Annotated in this window: 2 protein-coding genes; both read right to left on the bottom strand. The window is 47.9% G+C overall.

Going from position 1 to position 1,326, the window contains the following annotated elements:
* Nucleotides 1–42 precede the first annotated feature (42 nt).
* Entirely contained in the window at nucleotides 43–753 is a 711-nt protein-coding gene (locus Q7V32_RS20815) for a MerT/CopZ fusion-like heavy metal transport selenoprotein (RefSeq protein ID WP_331725258.1), read from the bottom strand.
* Nucleotides 754–838: 85 nt separating this feature from the next.
* Nucleotides 839–1,246 (bottom strand): MerR family DNA-binding protein, encoded by a 408-nt coding sequence (locus Q7V32_RS08630; RefSeq protein WP_304896578.1) that lies wholly within the window; start codon nucleotides 1,244–1,246, stop codon nucleotides 839–841.
* Nucleotides 1,247–1,326 lie beyond the last annotated feature (80 nt).

Genomic DNA, 1,326 nt, shown 5'->3' with positions numbered 1-1,326 from the left:
TATTTGGGCAGCAGCAATCAGCCATAGACTGTATCCTGGACTTTATCGAGCAACAGGTGTGGCGAGCGAACCCGGATAACCAGCATCCGTCGTGGCTTTGATCAAGGCTGTACTATCGGTTTTTTGGCTATCGAAGAGGATGGTGGCTGTTTTTGAATCGTAATCGACAGTCACTGCTTCCACGCCTTCGACTTTCTGCAAAGCTTTCTTGATGGTAACTGTGCACATCGCGCAGGTCATGTTCTCTATGTTCAGCGTTACCGTTTGCTGCCGGTTTGGCTGTGTAACCGTCGTTTGAGCTTGTGCTGCCGATATCCACAACGCATTTGATGACAAGCTCAAAATTAACAAACTGGATTTAATAGTCATTGCGGAATCCTCTCAAGCCATGAAAAAAAGTGCTACCCAGGGAAAGGCTAGCAGTATCAAAATGAATGCGGACCCCAACCAAAACATCAGCCGTTGTCGGCGCTGGATGTCCGATATGCCGCAGCTTTCATCTGTGTCACAGCGGTGAGGCGTTAGATAGAGTTTTCGATATCCTAACGCTATAAAGACCAGGGTTAGGATGATGAAAAAAGGCCGAACCGGTTCCATTGCCGTTAGTGAACTCAGCCAAGCTCCGCCCATGCCTAACGATAAAAACAAAAAGGGCCCAACACAGCAGGCTGATGCGCCTAGCGCGGCCAATACCGCGCCGACGCCGATCCATGATGTTGTGCCGTAAGGTGTTTCAGGATCTTGAAGATTCATTGGTACCCCCAAAGCTAAATAATTAACATGTTGGGAAGCATAAACCCTGTGGCAAGGAACAGAGTAAAGCCGTTGATGGGTTTTTTTAGTTCTTGGTTGGTTGGTCGAGGTTAAATGCTTCGAGAATGGCGCAATGGGCGGATGCAGGTGTTTGCCGACAACTCTCGACCAAGCTGCCCAATGCTTGCCGTAGAGCCTGTAAATCCTGAATTTGTTGATCGATTTTGTGGCATTTTTGTTCGGCTAGTTGCCGCACGTCGTGACAATGGGTCCCATCGAGCGATAGTAAGGTGGCAATTTCCTTCAAGGTAAAACCGGCTTGCTGCGCACGTTTAATGAAGCGGATTTGCTTAACCGTCTCGGCAGGGTACAGACGATAACCACTGGCGGGTTTGGCGGGTTCCTTCAGTAAACCCAGTCGCTGATAATGGCGTATGGTCTCGATGGTGACATCGGTTTGTTTGGCCAGTTTGCCGATAGTTAAAGGCGTCATTTCATTTAACCAAATGTTGAATGGTGTTTATTGTCGCTCAGTTTTCCCTATCATGAGCAATTTACAAATAACCATGAATA

The sequence above is a fragment of the Methylicorpusculum sp. genome, assembly GCF_030651835.1.
Taxonomy (GTDB): Bacteria; Pseudomonadota; Gammaproteobacteria; order Methylococcales; family Methylomonadaceae; genus Methylicorpusculum.
Note: the sequence above shows the minus strand (reverse complement) of the source record. Positions and strands in the feature narration are given on the sequence as shown.

Excerpts from the sequence above, each read along its gene's own strand:
- Q7V32_RS08630 (WP_304896578.1), bottom strand. The coding sequence starts at position 1,246 with ATGACGCCTTTAACTATCGGCAAACTGGCCAAACAAACCGATGTCACC.